This is a genomic window from Bradyrhizobium sp. BR 1433 (assembly GCF_051547665.1).
Taxonomy (GTDB): Bacteria; Pseudomonadota; Alphaproteobacteria; order Rhizobiales; family Xanthobacteraceae; genus Bradyrhizobium; species Bradyrhizobium australafricanum.
Genome location: NZ_JBPUGG010000001.1, coordinates 5,850,068 through 5,864,984, shown reverse-complemented (window position 1 = coordinate 5,864,984; position 14,917 = coordinate 5,850,068). Strand labels below are relative to the sequence as shown.

At 65.0% G+C, this 14,917-nt stretch carries 16 protein-coding genes and 1 pseudogene; 6 read left to right on the top strand and 11 right to left on the bottom strand.

Translation table 11 applies throughout. The features are described 5' to 3' along the window. Positions 1-13: 13 nt before the first annotated feature. The gene (locus ACSKB9_RS28205; protein ID WP_438077217.1) at positions 14-139 is read right to left on the bottom strand and encodes a hypothetical protein; all 126 of its coding nucleotides are present in this window, start codon (positions 137-139) and stop codon (positions 14-16) included. Positions 140-379: 240 nt separating this feature from the next. Between ACSKB9_RS28205 and ACSKB9_RS28200 the strand changes: the two genes are divergently transcribed. The 3 genes and pseudogenes from ACSKB9_RS28200 (at position 380) to ACSKB9_RS28190 (ending at position 3,213) form a co-directional block, all read left to right on the top strand. Further along, on the top strand, positions 380-1,312 hold the full coding sequence (locus tag ACSKB9_RS28200; RefSeq protein ID WP_438077215.1) for a transcriptional regulator GcvA: 933 nt from the start codon (positions 380-382) through the stop codon (positions 1,310-1,312). An 88-nt stretch (positions 1,313-1,400) separates the two neighbouring features. After that, positions 1,401-2,374: pseudogene (locus ACSKB9_RS28195) on the top strand (magnesium transporter CorA family protein). Between the two features lie 122 nt (positions 2,375-2,496). Beyond that, on the top strand, positions 2,497-3,213 hold the full coding sequence (locus ACSKB9_RS28190) for a dihydrofolate reductase family protein (RefSeq protein ID WP_438077213.1): 717 nt from the start codon (positions 2,497-2,499) through the stop codon (positions 3,211-3,213). A gap of 6 nt (positions 3,214-3,219) precedes the next feature. Here the strand turns inward: ACSKB9_RS28190 and ACSKB9_RS28185 are convergent, their stop codons facing one another. After that, positions 3,220-3,936 carry a TetR/AcrR family transcriptional regulator gene (locus tag ACSKB9_RS28185; RefSeq protein WP_438077211.1) on the bottom strand — a complete coding sequence of 239 codons (717 nt, stop codon included), beginning with the start codon at positions 3,934-3,936 and terminating at the stop codon, positions 3,220-3,222. A 196-nt stretch (positions 3,937-4,132) separates the two neighbouring features. Between ACSKB9_RS28185 and ACSKB9_RS28180 the strand changes: the two genes are divergently transcribed. Next, positions 4,133-5,395: an efflux RND transporter periplasmic adaptor subunit gene (locus ACSKB9_RS28180; RefSeq protein ID WP_438077209.1), complete on the top strand. Its 1,263-nt coding sequence runs from the start codon at positions 4,133-4,135 to the stop codon at positions 5,393-5,395. Further along, the gene (locus ACSKB9_RS28175) at positions 5,395-6,993 is read left to right on the top strand and encodes a DHA2 family efflux MFS transporter permease subunit (RefSeq protein ID WP_438077208.1); all 1,599 of its coding nucleotides are present in this window, start codon (positions 5,395-5,397) and stop codon (positions 6,991-6,993) included. Before ACSKB9_RS28180 ends, ACSKB9_RS28175 begins: the two co-directional genes overlap by 1 nt. 54 nt (positions 6,994-7,047) lie before the next feature. Here ACSKB9_RS28175 and ACSKB9_RS28170 read toward each other — a convergent pair whose 3' ends face one another. The 9 genes from ACSKB9_RS28170 to coxB form a co-directional block, all read right to left on the bottom strand. Next, positions 7,048-7,599, bottom strand: coding sequence for a GrpB family protein (locus ACSKB9_RS28170; protein ID WP_438077206.1), 552 nt, complete (start codon positions 7,597-7,599; stop codon positions 7,048-7,050). A 60-nt stretch (positions 7,600-7,659) separates the two neighbouring features. Then, positions 7,660-8,430 carry an SURF1 family protein gene (locus ACSKB9_RS28165; RefSeq protein WP_438077204.1) on the bottom strand — a complete coding sequence of 257 codons (771 nt, stop codon included), beginning with the start codon at positions 8,428-8,430 and terminating at the stop codon, positions 7,660-7,662. After that, positions 8,427-8,813: a DUF983 domain-containing protein gene (locus tag ACSKB9_RS28160; protein ID WP_026191934.1), complete on the bottom strand. Its 387-nt coding sequence runs from the start codon at positions 8,811-8,813 to the stop codon at positions 8,427-8,429. Before ACSKB9_RS28160 ends, ACSKB9_RS28165 begins: the two co-directional genes overlap by 4 nt. 202 nt (positions 8,814-9,015) lie before the next feature. Further along, positions 9,016-9,912 carry a cytochrome c oxidase subunit 3 gene (locus ACSKB9_RS28155; RefSeq protein ID WP_057016083.1) on the bottom strand — a complete coding sequence of 299 codons (897 nt, stop codon included), beginning with the start codon at positions 9,910-9,912 and terminating at the stop codon, positions 9,016-9,018. A 55-nt stretch (positions 9,913-9,967) separates the two neighbouring features. After that, the gene (locus ACSKB9_RS28150; RefSeq protein WP_076832349.1) at positions 9,968-10,597 is read right to left on the bottom strand and encodes a cytochrome c oxidase assembly protein; all 630 of its coding nucleotides are present in this window, start codon (positions 10,595-10,597) and stop codon (positions 9,968-9,970) included. 5 nt (positions 10,598-10,602) lie between these two features. Next, entirely contained in the window at positions 10,603-10,767 is a 165-nt protein-coding gene (locus ACSKB9_RS28145) for a hypothetical protein (RefSeq protein ID WP_028334632.1), read from the bottom strand. Positions 10,768-10,804: 37 nt separating this feature from the next. Next, positions 10,805-11,743, bottom strand: a complete 939-nt coding sequence (locus ACSKB9_RS28140) for a heme o synthase (RefSeq protein ID WP_028334631.1) — start codon at positions 11,741-11,743, stop codon at positions 10,805-10,807. Between the two features lie 63 nt (positions 11,744-11,806). Beyond that, a complete protein-coding gene (ctaD, locus tag ACSKB9_RS28135; RefSeq protein WP_057016079.1) occupies positions 11,807-13,423 on the bottom strand; it encodes a cytochrome c oxidase subunit I in 1,617 nt (538 codons plus the stop codon). Positions 13,424-13,504: 81 nt separating this feature from the next. Further along, the gene (coxB, locus tag ACSKB9_RS28130) at positions 13,505-14,344 is read right to left on the bottom strand and encodes a cytochrome c oxidase subunit II (protein WP_026191935.1); all 840 of its coding nucleotides are present in this window, start codon (positions 14,342-14,344) and stop codon (positions 13,505-13,507) included. A gap of 307 nt (positions 14,345-14,651) precedes the next feature. On the opposite strand from coxB, the gene ACSKB9_RS28125 reads away from it, so the two are divergent. Beyond that, positions 14,652-14,915 carry a hypothetical protein gene (locus tag ACSKB9_RS28125; protein WP_438077200.1) on the top strand — a complete coding sequence of 88 codons (264 nt, stop codon included), beginning with the start codon at positions 14,652-14,654 and terminating at the stop codon, positions 14,913-14,915. Positions 14,916-14,917 lie beyond the last annotated feature (2 nt).

Sequence of the window (14,917 nt, the reverse complement as noted above, 5' to 3'; positions counted from 1 at the left end):
TTCTGATTTGGTCTCAGCGCCAGAACGGCTTGGAGGCCTCGCGCAGCGCCTGCTCGCGCGTCAGGTCGAGATCGCGAAGCAGATGCGGGTCGTCTGCAATCTCGCGTAGCGCGATGCGCTGAAACGGCCGGTCAAGCAAGCTCCACCATCTGGGGAGCGGAGCGCCTGGCGACCTTCCTGAGCTGAATTGATGAAGTGGTGTTGCCGGGTCGGCGGCGGGCACCGGCGGGATCGACCATGCATCGGTTAAAAGGACGGACACGACAGGCTCCAAATCGCTTGAAATGCTTCACTGGAGCTGTTCAATAATCGTGCGGGGCGGTCTCCCGCAAAGCATCGTTTCTCGTGCCTGCCCTAATTTTTCTCATGAAGTCGCGCGATGCGCCCACGCCTGCCGCCGCTCAATGCCCTGAAGGCCTTCGAGGCGGCCGCGCGCCACGAGAGTTTTACGCGCGCGGCCGAAGAGCTTTGTGTCACGCAGGGTGCCGTCAGCCATCAGGTGAAAGCACTGGAAGCGGAGCTCGCGATCAAGCTGTTCAACCGCGAGCGCCAGCGCCTGATCATCACCGAGGCGGGACGCGACTATCTCGCTGTCGTGCGCGACGCGCTCGACCGCATCGCCATCGGCACCGAGCGGCTGTTGCAGCGGCAGAATACCGGTGTGCTCACGGTTTCGACCTCGCCGGATTTTGCGGCGAAATGGCTGGTGCACCGGCTCGGCCACTTTGTCGAGGCGCATAGCGGCATCGACCTGCGCGTCTCCGCCACGCTGCACCACGTCGACTTCGCGCGCGAGGAAGTGGATCTCGCGGTGCGCCATGGCGACGGCAACTGGCCGGGGCTTGACGCAGTGCGGCTGAGCCCGGAGCGGCTATTTGCCGTGTGCAGCCCAAAGCTATTGTCCGGCAAGCGACGCCTCAGCAAGCCCGCCGACATCCTGAAATTTCCGCTGATCCACATGGACAGCCGCGCCGACTGGAAGAACTGGCTTCAGGAGGCGGGACTGGACGATGCTGCCGCCACTCATGGCCCGGTCCTCAATCGCGCCAGCATGGTGATTGACGCTGCCATCAACGGACAAGGCATAGCGCTGGCGCGCACCACGCTGGCAGCATGGGATCTCATCAACGGCCATCTGGCGCGGCCGTTTCCGCAGTCGCTGCCGTTGTCGAAGACCTACTGGATCCTCTGCCCGAAGGCGACCGCGAGCCTGCCGAAGATCGTGACGTTTCGCGACTGGTTGCTCTTTGAGGCCGCAAGCGACCTGCGCCGGCTCAAAAAGCTTGGCGGAACGTCTCATCGGCTGAAGTGAATGCCGGCAGGCTGCCGAATGCATGGAACGGCTTTGCTGCCCTCGCGATTGTCGTGGGACGCACTTCCCCATGCATGGAGCCCGATCATTGCTGAAGCTGTACAGGTCGACGACCTCTGACTGGCAGGGTATCGGCGCCGAACTGCCGTCGGAGATCATCTGGATCGATCTGCTCGATCCCACGGAGGACGAAAAGCAATTCGTCGAGCGCGTGCTCGACATCCGCGTGCCTACCGAAAAATCATTGGGCGAGATCGAGGCATCCAGCCGCCTGATCACCGATCATGACCGGCTCTATCTGAGCTCGCCGGCGGTGCGGCTCGACGACAACAATGAAGCCGAGATCACCAATATCGGCTTCGTGATCGGCCCGAAGGTGCTGGTCACCGTGCGGTTCGCGCAGCTGACCAATTTCGACGACGTCATGAAGCGGATCGGCACCGACAAGAGCCTGCAAAACGGCATGTGCGTGTTCACCGCGCTGCTCGAGGCCATGATCGATCGCGGCGCCGACGTGCTGGAGCATCTCGGCGCCAAGACCGACAGGCTGTCGCGCGGCGTCTTCAAGGGCGGCCTGGTGCGGAGCAAGCGTCCGGTGCGCTCCAGCCGCAGGTTGCGCGAGGCGCTGGAGAACATCGGCGAGCTCGCCGATCGGCTGGCGAAGGCCCGCGACGTGCTGCTCGGCGTCGGCCGGGTCGCGAGCTTCGCCGATGACGTCGGCAATGAATGGATCACGTCGGCTTCGAAGCGCCGGCTCGAGGCCGTCTCCAAGGATGTGGCTTCACTGGGTGATTACGAGACCCGGCTCTCGGACAAGATCCAGCTGCTGCTGGACGCCGTGCTCGGCTTCATCAACATCCAGCAGAACGACCTGTTCAAGATCCTGACCATCGTGTCGGTGGTCGGCGTTCCCCGACCATCCTGGTCGGGGTCTGGGGCATGAATTTCAAGGAGATGCCGGAGCTGAGCTGGACCTTCGGCTATCCCTTGGCCTGGGCCGCGATCATCGCCAGCGGCATCCTGCCGGTGCTCTGGTTCAAGCGGCACGGCTGGTTCGATTAAAACAAGCGAAGTTGAAACGCCGCCGCGTTGTCCGCGTTGAGAACCTGCCTGCGCGTCTATAAATCTGAAGCTGCCCCACCCGCCCCTGCGGCGCTGTCATTCCGCACCGAAGAGTTCAGCCTATGCGTCCCCACATCATCTGCCACATGGGCACGTCGATCGACGGCCGGCTTCATCCCAGCCGCTTCACCAAGGCCGCCGCCGGGATCTCGGCCGACATGCTGCGCGGCCACTACGAAAGGATCCATGACGGCTTCGATGCCGATGGATGGATCATCGGCCGCGTCACCATGAACGAGATGGCCAAGGGAACGGAGCGGCATATCGCCAACCCACTGAGGCTGCCGCGCGAGGCGCATCTCGGTAACCGTAACGGCCGCAAGCTTGCTGTCGGCATCGATCCGTCGGGCCGCGTGCATTTCGGCAAGGACAATGTCGGCGGCGATCATGCCGTCGCGGTGCTGGGCGAGCAGGTGTCCGATGCGCATCTCGCCGAGCTGCGCGAGGACGGTGCGTCCTACATCTTTGCAGGCACGAAGGGCGACGACCTGCCGGGCGCGATGGCGCAGCTGGCGTCGCTGTTCGGCGCCAGGACGCTGCTGCTCGAAGGCGGCGGCGGGATCAACGGCGCCTTCCTCAAGCATGGACTGATCGACGAGTTCAGCACATTGATCTTCCCGGCGGTCGACGGCGTCGCCGGCTCGCAAAGCATCGTCGACTATCACGGCCCTGAAGGCGACCGCCCCGGCGCCGGACAATCGCTCCGGCTCACCCATTGCGAGACGCTGGAAGGCGGCATGGTCTGGCTGCGTCACGCCGTCGAGCGCGCGCCCGATTGAGCGCGCCTATGGCTTGGGATTCTCCACCCAGCCGGTCCGGCACGCGGCGACGAAGAACGCGACGCCGCGCGCGACATGGGCGTCGATCTCGGGATCCAACGCCTTCAGGTCGACCTCAAACAGCGCCCGGAGCAGCATCGGCACCGCGATGATGTCGAGGAACATCCGCGCCGTGGTCGGCAGGTGTTCGGACGCGAAGGCCGGCAGCTTGCCGAGCTCGTCGGATTGCGTCAGGTCGCGCAGCAGGTGAATGCCGAGCTCGGTGCTGAGCGCGCGCGCCCTGCGATTGACGTTGGCGGCGAGATCCGGGAAGCGATGCGCCTCCGCGATGGCGAGCCGCATCAGGCCGATCCGGTCGGCATCGAAGCCCCAATGCAGCAGGGTCGACGCAACGCTGGTGAGGCGCTCCTCGATGGTCGCGCCGACCGGCGGATCGGCCTTGAACTCGGCGATGCGTGCCAGGATGTCCCGCGTCACCACTTCCGTGAACAGCGCCCGCTTGTCGCGGAAGCGCGCATAAATCGTCCGCTTGCCGGAGCGCGCGACATCCGCGATCTCATCGATGCTCGCGCCTTCGAACCCGCGCTGCAGAAACACCCGGCGCGCGGCGTCGAGGATCCGTGCATCGACCTCGCCGGCGAGCTCCTTCGGCGGCCGGCCGGCGCGCACCTCGACCGGCCTGGTTTTCGGCGCCCGCGGCTTCTTCAGGGTGCTGGTGGTCATCGCATCGACCCGGGTTCGATGGGCCGGTCAGGCCGGCAATATCAGGCAATATAGCCTTATCACATCTTGTTGTAAATAGAACGATATAGTTCCGTTTCTATTGACGGCGCACCGCGGCGAGACTATTTGCCGCAAAGAACGGAACGGTTCCGTTCCTTTTGGTGAAGGCACTCGCCTGACAACAGGAGCCGCCATCATGTTTGAAGACACTGTCTTGGAGCGCGACCAACCGGGGCATGAGGGGGCGTCCTCGGCGCCGGCCTCCCAAGAGCCTGACCGGCCCTCGGTCACCGCACGAGCTCCGGCGCAGGAGTATCCCGCGGGCAAGCAACCCGCCCCGCCGGCAACAATCCCGCCCGAGGCCATCGGCAAGACAACACGGCGCAGCTTTCTCCGCCGCCGTCCGGTCGTCTCCGCGATCGGCGCCGTGCTGCTCGCCGCAGCCATTGGCGGCGGCTATCTCTACATGGACTACAGCGCGCATTTCGAATCCACCGACGACGCCTTCATCGCCGCGCGTCAGTCGGCGCTGGCGCCGAAGATCTCCGGCTACATCACAGCCGTCCCGGTCACCGACAACCAGCATGTCGCGGCCGGCGACGTGATCGCCCGGCTCGACGACCGCGACTATCGCGTCGCGCTGGCGCAGGCCGAGGCGCAGGTCGCTGCCGCGCGCGCCAGCATCGAGAATGTCGATGCGCAGCTCGACGTGCAGCAGGCGCAGATTGCTGCCAACCAGGCGCAGGTCGACCAGGCGCAGGCGGCGCTGGTGTTCGCCCAGCAGCAGGCGACGCGCTACCAGCATCTGGAGCAATCCGGCTACGGCACCGTGCAGAATTCCGAGCAGTTCACCTCGCAGCTGCATCAGCAGCAGGCTGCGCTGCTGAGCGCGCAGGCGACGCTCAACCTCGCGCAGCGCCAAGTCGAGTCGCTGAAGGCGCAGCGCAAGAGCGCGGTCGCCAACCTCGCCCAGGCCGAGGCGCAGCGCGACCAGGCCAAGCTCAATCTGTCCTATACGACGGTCACCGCCGCCCAGCCGGGCCGCGTCGTCAACCTGTCGGCCGCGGTCGGCCAGTTCGCCCAGGCTGGCACCAACCTCACGATGTTCGTGCCCGACCAGACCTGGGTCACCGCGAACTTCAAGGAGATCCAGCTCGACAAGATGCGGCCGGGCGAGAAGGTGACGATGAAGATCGACGCCTATCCCAGACGCACCATCCAGGGTCATGTCGAGAGCGTGCAGCCGGGCTCCGGCACCGCGTTCTCGCTGCTGCCGGCGCAGAACGCCACCGGCAACTACGTCAAGATCGTGCAGCGCGTGCCGGTGAAGATCGTGATGGACAACCCACCGGCCGACGTCGCGCTCGGCCCGGGCATGTCCGTGGTGCCGACGGTGCGGATCAATCCCGCGCCGTCCCTGTTCGAGCGCCTTGAGAAGTCGAGCCTCGGGAGGCTGTGATGAGTGCCGCCGCCATCGACGCCAAAGGCTTTTCGACTCCGAAGGTCACCGTCAATCCCTGGCTGATCGCCATCGTGGTCGCGCTCGCGAGCTTCATGGAGGTGCTCGACACCACCATCGCCAACGTCGCGCTGCCCTATATCGCCGGCGGCATGGGCGTGAGCGAGGACGAGGCCTCCTGGGTGGTCACCACCTATCTGGTGTCCAACGCCATCATCCTGACCGCCTCCGGCTTTCTCGCCCGCACGCTCGGGCGCAAGACCTTCTTCCTGATCTGCCTCGGCATCTTCACGGTCAGCTCGATCCTGTGCGGTTTTGCACCCAATCTGAACGCGCTGCTGCTGTTCCGTATCCTGCAGGGTCTCGGCGGCGGCGGCATGGTGCCGGTTGCGCAATCGATTCTCGCCGACGCCTTCCCGCCGGCCAAGCGCGGGCAGGCGTTCGCGGTGTTCGGCATTGCCGTCGTGGTGGCGCCGGTGGTCGGGCCGACGCTCGGCGGCTGGCTGTCCGACAACCTCTCCTGGCACTGGTGCTTCCTGATCAACGCGCCGGTCGGCGTGTTCGCGATCGCGCTGATCGCAGCCGTGCTGCAGGAGCCCGCGACCGCGAAAGCCAAGGGAGCGCAGCCCCAGGACAACAGGTTCGACTTCATCGGCTTCGGGCTGGTCGCGACCTTCCTCGGCGCGCTCGAGGTGGTGCTCGACCGCGGCCTCGAGGACGACTGGTTCGCCTCGCCCTTCATCATCGCCTTTGCAGTGATCTGCGCCGCGGCGTTCGTGCTGATGATCCCGTGGGAGATGACCCGGCGCAATCCGGTGATCGACCTGCGCATGGTCGCAACCCGGCAGTTCGGCGCCTGCTTCCTGGTGATGCTGGCAACCGGCGCCATCCTGCTCGCCACCACGCAATTCTTGCCGCAACTGGTGCAGCAGGATTTCGGCTACACCGCGACCTGGGCCGGCCTCGTGCTCTCGCCCGGCGGCGTCGTCACCATGATGATGATGTTCGCGGTCGGCCGGCTCGCCGCCAGGGTGCAGCCGAAATACCTGATCGTTGCCGGCGCGCTGGTGATCGCCGCCTCGATGTACAGCATGACCAACGTCTACGGCGATCTCGGCTTCTGGTTCATGGCGCGCTCGCGCATGCTGATCGGCGTCGGCCTGCCGCTGATCTTCGTGCCGATCATGGCGGCGTCCTATGACGGCATTCCCGCCGGGAAGACCGACCAGGCCTCCGCGCTGATCAACGCGGCGCGCAACACCGGCGGCTCGATCGGCGTCTCGATCGTGTCCAACGTGCTGACGCATCGCGAGCAATTCCACCAGAGCCGGCTGGTCGAGCAGGTGACACCGTCGAGCCCGCAATACCAGGACACGCTGCACCAGGTCACCGACTTCTTCGTCGCCCAGGGCAGTTCGCTGGCGCAGGCGCACAGTCAGGCGATCCAGTGGATCGGACAGCAGGTGCAGACCCAGGCCTCGTTCCTGTCCTACATGGATGCGTTCTGGGTCCTGATGCTGATCTCGCTCTCCGCCATCCCGCTGGCGCTGACCTTGCGCAAGGTCAAGCTCGGCGGCCCCGCCCCCATGGGTCATTGATCCCGGCGCGGGCATGGATGCGTTACGGCAGAATGCAAGCGTGGCGCGGCCGCGCTATCGACCGGACAGGTTCGCGCGCCACGCGCGGGCCTTCGCCGTCGTCTCCTCGACGAAACGCGTTTTGCCGTTGCGATAGGCCACGATGTCCTCTCTTGAGGAGGCAGCAAGGGCCTGCTTGATCTCGGCGTAGGCACGGGACACCTCGGGGTGCGCGCGAAGATAGTCGCGAAACACCAGCAGCGTTTCCCAGCGCGGATTGGATGGCTCCATCAGATGCAGATGATGGGTCCACGGCCCCGGAGGGCCCTTGCGGAAGAACAACTCGCCGGGCAGCCACGCCGCGTATTCCGGTATGTAGTGGTAGCCGAGCGTATCGATCGGCTTGATGCAGCGCTCCCGTGCCTCCGCGAGGCTGGGGACACCGACCATCAGGTCGATGATCGGCTTCGACGGCAAGCCCGGAACCGCGGTGCTTCCGACATGCTCGATGGCCAGAGCCAGCGAGCCGAGCGCATGCTCGATCCTCGCGCGCTCCGTCTCGAACATGGCCGGCCAGTTGGGATCATACTCCAGGACAACGATTGGCCCGGCGCCGTATTTCTCCATGGCACACCCTGATTGCTTGCCGCGAAGTCCCCTTCGCGGGTCAATCAAACCATGATGAGGCTAGGTTCGACCAGAGGCACGGCGCCGGTGGCCGCGCCACCACAGGCCGAAGGCGATGGTGACCGCAGCGGCCAGCGAGAACCAGGTGATGGCGTACTGCATGTGGTCGTCCTTGAGCCGCACCTTGAGCGGTCCGGGCTTCGGCGTGCCGCTGTCGGGCACCGGCGCCTCGAGGTCGATATAGAACGGCCCGACCTGGCCCCAGCCGAGCGCCTGCGCCATCGCGCGATGGTCGCGCACGAACCACAGCCGCTTCGCCGGATCTTCCTTCGGCGTCAGCCGGCCCGGCGGCTCGGGAAAGCGGATATAGCCCGTCAGCTCAACCGGCGCGCCGGTGACGAGGCGGCCGACCACGCGATCCTCGAAGGCGCGATCCTGCATCGTGTTCTGGACAAAGCCGGTGTTGATCACGACGGTCTCGCCGCTGGCGAGCTTCGCCGGCAGCAACGCCCAGGTGCCGGGACCCGAAATGTCGTCGCGCACGGCGGAGCCGGAGCTGAACACCATCGCGTCAGGCTGCTTCGCATAGGTCGCGGTCAGGGTCACGCGGCGGAATTCATCCTTGGCGGAGGTCAGCGTCGGCCATGCCGACGGCGGCGGCAGCGCCTCGGTCGGCGCGGCCAGCCGCGCCTCGAGCGCCGCGATCAGCGCGTGCTTGTCGACCCGGCGCTGCAACTGCCAGAAGCCGAGGGCGATAAACACCGCGATCATGATCAACGTGAAAATGCCGAAGCCGGCCGCGCTCGGCCGGCGCGTCGTCGTGTCATTCATTTCGGGTCGCGCTCGATCAATTGGCCTTCGGCGGCCTTGTGGTGGAATTGCAGCGCGATCAGAAGTGCCTTCATCGATCGTAGCGGCAGGATCGTGGTAACCAGGATCAATGGCAGCCACAGCGCGGCATGCACCCAGAACGGCGGCTGGTACTTCACCTCGACGATCAGCGCCGCCGCGACCACGATGGCGCCGGCCAGCATGATCACGAAGATCGCCGGCCCGTCGCCGGAATCGATGAAGGCGAAGTCGAGGCCGCAGGCCTGGCAGCGCGGCGCCAGCGTCAGGAAGCCGGAATAGAGCTTGCCCTTGCCGCAGCGCGGGCAGCGGCAGGCGATGCCGCGCAATGCGCTCTCAGTGACGGTCGGCGGGGTATCGGTCATTTGGCTCCTTCCCCTCTCCCCTTGTGGGAGAGGGTGGCGAAATCGAGCGGAGCGAGATGTAGCCGGGTGAGGGGTCTGTCTCCGCGGATGGAGACCCCTCATCCGGCGCGGATTACATCCGCGCCACCTTCTCCCACAAGGGCAGAAGGGAAACAAAAAGGGGCGGCCATTCGGCCGCCCCTTTTAGCACGTCGGCCGGCAATTAGTGTGCGCCGTGGGCCATCGTCTCGGCGCCGTGGCCCCAGACGTAGATGCAGATGAACAGGAACAGCCAGACCACGTCGACGAAGTGCCAGTACCAGGCGGCAAACTCGAAGCCGAGGTGCTGCTTCGGCGTGAAGTGGCCGGCATAGGCGCGGATCAGGCAGACCAGCAGGAAGATGGTGCCGACCAGCACGTGGAAGCCGTGGAACCCGGTCGCCATGAAGAAGGTCGCGCCATAGACGTTGCCGCCGAACGAGAACGTCGCATGGGCGTACTCATAGGCCTGCACGCAGGTGAAGAGGGCACCGAGGATCACGGTGAGGATCAGGCCCTGCTTGAGGCCCTGGCGGTCGTTCTCCAGCAGCGCATGGTGCGCCCAGGTGACGGTGGTGCCCGAGGTCAGGAGCAGCAGCGTGTTGAGCAGCGGCAGATGCCAGGGATCGAAGGTCTCGATGCCGTGCGGCGGCCAGGTACCGGGAACGGAGCAGGCGCCCATCGCCGTGCCGGCGCCGCAGCCGAACACCGCATCGCGGGTGGCATGCACCGCGTCGGCCGGGAACAGCGCCGCATTGAAGAAGGCCCAGAACCAGGCGACGAAGAACATCACCTCGGAGGCGATGAACAGGATCATGCCGTAGCGGTGGCTGATCTGCACCACGCGGGTGTGGTCGCCCTTGTACTGGGCTTCCTTGATCACGTCGCCCCACCAGCTCGCCATCGTGTAGAGCACGCCGATGGTGCCGACGCCGAACACGATCGGGGCCGCGGAGAACATGTGGTGCATCCAGCCGATCGCGCCGAACGCCATGATGAAGGCCGAGATCGAGCCGACCACCGGCCACGGGCTCGGGTCGACGAGATGATAGTCGTGATGCTTGACTTGCGCCTCAGCCATTGCCGTCTCTCCATTCGCGTGCCGCAAGGCACGTCTTAAATCTTAAATTCCAAAACTAGCCGCCCTTGCGCTGTTCCGCCTCGCCCGCCGCCACGGGCTTCGGCGCGGCGTCGCGCACGGGGAAGAAGGTGTAGGACAGGGTGATCGTCTTCAGCGTGTCGTTCTCGCTGTCCTTGGCCAGCGCCGGATCGACATAGAACACCACGGCCATCTCGCGCTTTTCGCCCGGCGCCATGGTCTGTTCGGTGAAGCAGAAGCAGTTGATCTTCTGGAAATAGGCGCCGACCGTCAGCGGCGCGACATTGTAGGACGCCTGGCCGGTGGTGGTGCGCGCCGACTGGTTGGTGACGGTGTAGTAGACCGTGACCACCTGGCCGATCTTGACGTCGATCGTGTTCTGCTCCGGCTCGAACTTCCAGGGCAGGCCCGGCGCGACGTTGGAATCGAAGCTGACCGAAATAGTGCGCTCGAGCGGCGCATCCGAAGGCACCGAGGTCGCGACCTGGGTGGTGCCGTTGAAGCCGGTGGTGCGGCAGAACCAGTTGTAGAACGGCACGGCTGCGTAGGACGCGCCGACCATCAGCACCACGACGAAGCCGCAGATCGAGGCAACCACGGCGTCGCGCGTCAGCGTGCGGCGCGTGACCTTGGCGCCCTCACCCTGCTGCGGTCCCTGGTTGGCCATCTCACTCACAGCGGCCGCACCAGCACGGCCGGCCCCTTGACGAGGGTGACGGCGAAGAACAGCACGACCAGGATGCCGAGCGCGAGCGCGATGGCGATCGAGCGCTGGCGGCGGCTCTTGAGCTGCGCCTCGGTGAGGACGATGCCTTCTGGTTCGCGTTTCTCGTCCATTGATATCCCATGCGCCCCCATCTCGCCCCCCGGCTCCCTATCCGATGAAGACAGGCGCAATCGCGCGGACCACGACCTCGGCGAGAAGGACGGCAAACAGCGCGAACAGATAGAGGATCGAGAAGGCGAACAGCCGGCGCGTGGCGCGGTTGGCAGCCGTCCCCTCGCGGCGGCGATAGACCTCGATGGCAAGCCACAGCATGCCGGCGCCAAGCACCAGCGAGGTGACGCCGTAAATCGCGTCGAAATAGCCGAGCGGCCACGGCGCCAGCGCGATCGCGACCAGCACGATGGTGTAGAGCAGGATCTGCAGCCGGGTCGCGTCGGGACCGGCGACGACAGGCAGCATCGGGATGCCGGCGCGGGCATAGTCGTCGCTGCGGAACAGCGCCAGCGCCCAGAAATGCGGCGGGGTCCAGAAGAAGATGATCAGGAACAGGAGGATCGGCTCGACCGAGAGCGATCCGGTCGCGGCGGCCCACGCCACCACCGGCGGCAAGGCACCGGCGGCGCCGCCGATCACGATGTTCTGCGCGGTCCAGCGCTTCAGCCACATCGTGTAGACCACGGCATAGAAGAAGATGGTGAAGGCGAGCAGCGCGCCCGCCACCCAGTTGACCAAAATGCCGAGCGTCATCACCGAGAAGAAGGCGAGCGTGATGCCGAACGCGGCCGCCTCGGTCTGCGTGATGCGGCCGCGCGGGATCGGCCGGTTGGCGGTGCGCGTCATCAAGGCGTCGACGTCCCCCTCATAGGCCATGTTGAGCGCGCCGGAAGCGCCGGCGCCGACCGCGATGCACAGGATCGAGGTGAATGCCAGCACCGGATGCACGTGCACCGGCGCGATCATCAGCCCGACCAGCGCGGTGAAGATCACCAGCGACATCACGCGCGGCTTCAACAGCGCGATGTAGTCGCCCACTTCGGCCTCGGAGATCCGGGGCAGCTCGATGGCGTTGTGATCGACAACCGACAAGATCAGGTCTCGCTTCTCTCAAAAGGCGCGGCGCACCCTTAAGTGCGCCGCGTTGTCGTGGATTTACTGCACGCGGGGCAGCACTTCGAACTGGTGGAACGGCGGCGGCGAGGTCAGCGTCCACTCCAGCGTGGTCGCACCGGCGCCCCACGGATTGTTCGCGGCCTGCTCCTTACGGACGAAGGCATCGATCACGCCGTAGATGAAGATCAGGACGCCGATGCCGGAGATGTACGAGCCCCAGGAGGAGATCAGGTTCCAGCCGGCGAACGCATCCGGATAGTCGACATAACGGCGCGGCATGCCCGACAGGCCGAGGAAGTGCTGCGGGAAGAACACCAGGTTGACGCCGACGAAGGTGAACCAGAAGTGCGCCTTGGCGATCCGCTCCGAGTACATGTAGCCGAACATCTTCGGGAACCAGTAGTACCAGCCGGCGAAGATGCCGAACACGGCGCCGAGCGACAGCACGTAGTGGAAGTGCGCCACCACGTAGTAGGTGTCCTGCAGCACGCGGTCGACGCCGGCATTGGCCAGCACGACGCCGGTGACGCCGCCGACGGTGAACAGGAAGATGAAGCCGATCGCCCAGATCATCGGCGCCTTGAACTCGATCGAGCCGCCCCACATCGTGGCGATCCACGAGAAGATCTTCACGCCGGTCGGCACCGCGATCACCATCGTGGCGGCGACGAAATAGGCCTGTGTCGCCGAGGACATGCCGACGGTGTACATGTGGTGCGCCCACACCACGAAGCCGATGCCGCCGATCGCGACCATGGCGTAGGCCATGCCGAGATAGCCGAACACGGGCTTGCGCGAGAAGGTGGAGACGATCTGGCTGATCATGCCGAAGGCGGGCAGGATCAGGATGTACACTTCGGGGTGGCCGAAGAACCAGAACAGATGCTGGAACAGCACCGGGTCGCCGCCGCCGTCAGCCGCAAAGAAGGTGGTGCCGAAATTGCGGTCGGTCAGCAGCATGGTGATCGCACCGGCGAGCACCGGCAGCGACAGCAGCAGCAGGAACACGGTGACCAGGATCGACCACACGAACAGCGGCATCTTGTGCAGGGTCATGCCCGGCGCGCGCATGTTGAAGATCGTGGTGATGAAGTTGATGGCGCCGAGGATCGACGAGGCACCCGCGAGATGGAGCGAGAGAATCGCGAAATCGACCGCCGGTCCCGGATGGCCCGAGGTCGACAGTGGCGCATACATGGTCCAGCCCGCGCCGACGCCGTTGGCGCCCGGCTCACCCTCGACGAAGGTGGACATCACCAGCAGCGCGAACGAGGCCGGCAGCAGCCAGAACGAGATGTTGTTCATGCGCGGGAACGCCATGTCCGGCGCGCCGATCATCAGCGGCACCATCCAGTTGCCGAAGCCGCCGATCATCGCCGGCATGACCATGAAGAAGATCATGATCAGGCCGTGCGAGGTCACGAACACGTTATAGGTGTGCGTCTCGTGGAATATCTGGACGCCCGGATACATCAACTCGGCACGGATCGCGATCGACATCGCCGCGCCGATGATGCCCGCGATCACCGCAAAGATCAGGTACATCGTACCGATGTCCTTGTGGTTCGTGGAGTAGAGATAACGCCGCCATCCGGTCGGATGGTGGGCGTGATCGTCATGGGCGTGATCGTCGTGTGTCGCTGCGCCTGTCGCCATGTTCAAAATCCTGCCTTGCAGTCCCTCTCGGACCTTGCGGTCCCGTCGCCCTTATTCCATCCGCGCCGTAAGCCGTGAGGCTTACTGCGCCGCCTGACCAGCCGAGGCGTAGGAATTCGCCGGGTTGGTCGCAAACTTCTTCTTCGCGCCTTCGACCCAGGTCGCGAATTCCTGGTCGCTGACGACCCTGACCGCGATCGGCATGAAGGCATGGTCCTTGCCGCACAGTTCCGAGCACTGTCCGTAGAACACGCCGGTCTTGGTGGCCTTGAACCAGCTCTCGTTGAGGCGGCCGGGGATCGAGTCGATCTTCACGCCGAAGGCCGGCACCGCGAAGGAGTGGATCACGTCGGCGCCGGTGGTCTGGATCCGCACCACCTTGTTGACCGGGACCACCATCTCGTTGTCGACGCCGAGCAGGCGCGGCTGCTTGTCCTTGTCGAGCAGCGAGTCGAACTCGAACTTGCCGTTATCCGGGTAGGCGTAGGACCAGTACCACTGCTTGCCAGTGACCTTCACCGTGAGGTCCGGCTTCGGCACGTCGAGCTCCAGGAACAGCAGGCGGAACGACGGCACCGCGATGCCGACCAGGATCAGCACCGGGATCAGCGTCCAGGCCACCTCGATCAGCGTGTTGTGGGTGGTCCTGGAGGGGACCGGGTTCGCCCTGGCGTTGAACTTCACCACCACGATGATGAGCAGCGCGAGCACGAACAGCGTGATCAGGGTGATCAGCACCAGCAGGAAATTGTGAAACCAGATGATGTTTTCCATCACCGGGGTCACACCTTCCTGCAGCGTGTGCTCCCACGGCGCCGGCTGCCCCATTTCGGCGAAGGCCGATCCCGCGGCGACAGACGCCACACCCGCCACCGCCAACCCCAGCAATTGCCTGCCCAACCGGCCAATCGACATCTTCATGCCGCTCGCGCTCCCTTGCATTATTCCCCAAAGCACCCCCGGCATGTGGCCGAAATGCAGCACGATCCGCCCTGACAAACGGCCTTCCGGACATACCCGTCTCTGAGTCAAGGTGGGTACGGGAGCCAGATCGCTAGAACGCGTCGAAATCCAGCCTCTCAAACCATAATTCTCCGGCGCTCGCAATGCAGTAGTGGGGCCGAAAGCCATGCGCCTGCAATGAAGCTGCCGCTTGCGATTTTTCCCGCAAAATCAAGCGAAAGCCCTTGGACCAATTGTCCACCCTGCTTGACAGGGAGATTGCCGGATGTACGCACAGGTGGGTGCTCCACAGGAACCTGATTCGCTGCGGGTTGCCGCAATCCTGCGCGGGAATGGCTCCAAGATCGCCTTCAAGGCGCCGTCATTGCGGTATCAGTCGACGCCTGAGCATGATCCGGAAAAGTGGAGACCGGTTTTCCGAAAGATCATGCTCAAACAAGAAGATGAGATCATGATTCGCTTCCGGGAAGCGCATCGTGGCGCGCGTGCTACCGGCGGCCGGACGGCCGGACCGACCGAACATCTATAAGG

Coding starts and splice junctions, on each gene's coding strand:
- ACSKB9_RS28185 (WP_438077211.1), bottom strand. CDS start 3,936: ATGACCACCAGCACCCTGAAGAAGCCGCGGGCGCCGAAAACCAGGCCG.
- ctaD (WP_057016079.1), bottom strand. CDS start 13,423: ATGGCGACAGGCGCAGCGACACACGACGATCACGCCCATGACGATCAC.
- ACSKB9_RS28180 (WP_438077209.1), top strand. CDS start 4,133: ATGTTTGAAGACACTGTCTTGGAGCGCGACCAACCGGGGCATGAGGGG.
- ACSKB9_RS28125 (WP_438077200.1), top strand. CDS start 14,652: ATGTACGCACAGGTGGGTGCTCCACAGGAACCTGATTCGCTGCGGGTT.
- ACSKB9_RS28150 (WP_076832349.1), bottom strand. CDS start 10,597: ATGGCCAACCAGGGACCGCAGCAGGGTGAGGGCGCCAAGGTCACGCGC.
- ACSKB9_RS28175 (WP_438077208.1), top strand. CDS start 5,395: ATGAGTGCCGCCGCCATCGACGCCAAAGGCTTTTCGACTCCGAAGGTC.
- ACSKB9_RS28170 (WP_438077206.1), bottom strand. CDS start 7,599: ATGGAGAAATACGGCGCCGGGCCAATCGTTGTCCTGGAGTATGATCCC.
- ACSKB9_RS28160 (WP_026191934.1), bottom strand. CDS start 8,813: ATGACCGATACCCCGCCGACCGTCACTGAGAGCGCATTGCGCGGCATC.
- ACSKB9_RS28145 (WP_028334632.1), bottom strand. CDS start 10,767: ATGGACGAGAAACGCGAACCAGAAGGCATCGTCCTCACCGAGGCGCAG.
- coxB (WP_026191935.1), bottom strand. CDS start 14,344: ATGAAGATGTCGATTGGCCGGTTGGGCAGGCAATTGCTGGGGTTGGCG.
- ACSKB9_RS28200 (WP_438077215.1), top strand. CDS start 380: ATGCGCCCACGCCTGCCGCCGCTCAATGCCCTGAAGGCCTTCGAGGCG.
- ACSKB9_RS28165 (WP_438077204.1), bottom strand. CDS start 8,430: ATGAATGACACGACGACGCGCCGGCCGAGCGCGGCCGGCTTCGGCATT.
- ACSKB9_RS28190 (WP_438077213.1), top strand. CDS start 2,497: ATGCGTCCCCACATCATCTGCCACATGGGCACGTCGATCGACGGCCGG.
- ACSKB9_RS28155 (WP_057016083.1), bottom strand. CDS start 9,912: ATGGCTGAGGCGCAAGTCAAGCATCACGACTATCATCTCGTCGACCCG.